The following is a 2,436-nucleotide window of genomic DNA, read 5'->3' on the forward strand; positions in this document are numbered from 1 at the left end:
TTTCTTTTTTACATTTAATAAAAGTGTTGTTAAGAAACAAGATTTGCATAATATCATTAAGGGATATATAGAATATATTTCTAAAAAAAGAAAGGTTGATAACAAGAATGAAATATTAGCAGTAGTAGTTCAAGATCAAATGAAAGATGAAAAACAATATTCAGTTGATGTTGCTTTTTTTGAACCGAAATTTATGGAAGGAACTCAATATAAAAATGTTTATATATTTGAGGGATATAAACTTATATTACCTGATAACAAATGTAAAGCTATTGAGAAGATGTTTACAAAAATCAAATATGAAAATTTCAATCAAAAGAAAACAATAATTAATGATGATTTTGAAAATTGGCATATTGTTTTAAATAAAAGAGATGAAATAACTTTTTTATCACCTATTTCAATTTCAACATGTATGAAAACAATTTTAAAGAATAAAAAATTAAAATTCTCAGATTCATATGAAGATATTACATTTTCAAATCCAGATTGTTCTACGGTTAAAAATTAATACATTGGAATTGCTATCATATGTTTTAAAGTTAATATAATTCACAAGAAAAAATAAACAGGTAATATAAATAATTACCTGTTTATTTTAATAAGGAGTTCTCTTGATAACAAAGTATATTTACAGCTATGCAGACCATTTGGATAGACAAGTAAAAGAAACGCTTTTACGCAGGCTACGAACGGAGTTCAGTACGCTTAAGTTATTTCAATAATGGGAGCAGCACAGAAGTTCTTGAGGAGAATAATTACTATCCGTTCGGTTTGAAGCATGAAGGCTATAATCCTTTAACAGCAAACTCTTCTTATCAGTATAAATACAACGGAAAGGAATTGCAGACGGAAAGCGGTATGTACGATTACGGAGCGAGATTTTATATGCCGGATATTGGAAGATGGGGCGTAGTTGATCCGCTCGCGGAGAAGTATTTTAGTGACTCTCCATTCAGCTATGTGCTTAATAATCCAATTAGTTACATTGATCCATTTGGATTGGATGTATATAGATTAGGTACTAATGGTTCTATAGAAAGAATTTCTGATTCTAAAGAAGATCAAATATATGCTGCAAACCAATTCAATAAGGATAATTCTTTAATAAAAATGCGAAAGGTTTTACTGTTGTGAACAGGGATATATTTCTAAAAATACAATATCAGGGAGTTTTAAAGATTCAAAAGGCAATGAACAACAGTATAGTATGATAACTTTTCAAAACGAAGATATTGCACTTGGTTTACATGCATATATATCAAATAATGCAGAAGTTGAATTTGCTATTGGGTCTGGAATGAAAGACGGGCAAGAACAATCAATCGTAGGGAAAAATGGAGCCTTAAATGAACCTGCTAGTGCCGGTAGAGTAACTATTAATCAATACCTTGATTATTTTGATCAAAATACAATAACATTATTTGGACATAACCATCCTGATAATAAGTATGAGATAGAGCCTAGTGGATATGAGATAAAATTAAAAGATTGGAAAACGAATGAGTTTACTAATATGAGTGTCGGAAAACAATTGAACAACGGAGGTTATAAAGCAAGTGGCTATTTCCCACAAAACAGTACATTGTTTATGTATAATCCTAAATATCACGGTGGACCAAAAACTGCAATATATAATGCTCAAGGAGTAAAAGCGATAAATAATGGATATTATAAAAAAAATAAAAATTAGTATTATTAGTAAATTTTTCTATTTCTTTTGCATATTTATCTTCCATAATTATTGTGCACAAGATTATAAAAGCTTAGGAAAAGTTACAAAAGATGTCATTAAACTATATATGACTGAACCAATTGAAGCCCAAAATTATATAGGTGTAACTATTTATGAAGATACTATTTCAAAAGGTATTACAATTGAAACGCTAACAGAGGATTTTAGCTTGTACAAAAAAGCTCCATTTTATAAATGGTTTCAATATAATGAAAGTAAGATTATAGTTTTTTGTGATTTTCCCTCAAAGAATAAATGTGATAAAATATTTAACGCTATCAAATTAGATCATAATAATTCTAACATAGAAATATTAGATAACAAGTCTATTTCCTATGAATTAGATGGAGGTATTAAACAATGGTCAGTTAGAATAAACAATAGATTTAAAGTGGATAGAATTAATGGAAAAATAATTGAATCAGAAATAGTAAATCCCAAAGTATTTAAAAGATTTTTAAAAAAGCATTCAGTGCTAAAGCTTTATCAATTAGAGGAAGGAGGTCCTATTATTTCCATAGAAAAATGATTAATCACGCCACATGATTTATGATCTAGTAGATAAGAAAAAATTCTTGCGATTAGAGTACACACAAAAGTTTAGACAATGAAGCTGTTTAAACTTATTTAGAAAGAGAGTTCAGAGAAAATTAGCAATTTTGGATTGCAATTTAAAAGACTAATAATCTGGAACTCATTAG

Annotated in this window: 4 protein-coding genes; all 4 read left to right on the forward strand. The window is 28.2% G+C overall.

Annotated features, from left to right (window positions below; genetic code table 11):
• Positions 1 to 511 (forward strand): hypothetical protein (locus ASE55_RS20245; RefSeq protein ID WP_157844625.1); only part of this gene is annotated, 511 nt, incomplete at its 5' end.
• Positions 512 to 774: 263 nt separating this feature from the next.
• Positions 775 to 1,137, forward strand: coding sequence for an RHS repeat-associated core domain-containing protein (locus tag ASE55_RS20895; RefSeq protein ID WP_082474336.1), 363 nt, complete (start codon positions 775 to 777; stop codon positions 1,135 to 1,137).
• Between the two features lie 73 nt (positions 1,138 to 1,210).
• Positions 1,211 to 1,693, forward strand: a complete 483-nt coding sequence (locus tag ASE55_RS03810; protein ID WP_056215806.1) for a hypothetical protein — start codon at positions 1,211 to 1,213, stop codon at positions 1,691 to 1,693.
• Positions 1,665 to 2,264 (forward strand): hypothetical protein, encoded by a 600-nt coding sequence (locus ASE55_RS03815; protein ID WP_056215809.1) that lies wholly within the window; start codon positions 1,665 to 1,667, stop codon positions 2,262 to 2,264. Before ASE55_RS03810 ends, ASE55_RS03815 begins: the two co-directional genes overlap by 29 nt.
• The last annotated feature ends 172 nt before the right edge of the window (positions 2,265 to 2,436 follow it).

Origin of the sequence: Chryseobacterium sp. Leaf201, from assembly GCF_001421435.1 — a bacterium.
GTDB lineage: Bacteria > Bacteroidota > Bacteroidia > Flavobacteriales > Weeksellaceae > Chryseobacterium.

Bases quoted from the DNA above. Each gene is read 5' to 3' on its own strand.
- ASE55_RS03810 (WP_056215806.1), top strand. From the start codon at position 1,211: ATGATAACTTTTCAAAACGAAGATATTGCACTTGGTTTACATGCATAT.
- ASE55_RS03815 (WP_056215809.1), top strand. From the start codon at position 1,665: ATGGATATTATAAAAAAAATAAAAATTAGTATTATTAGTAAATTTTTC.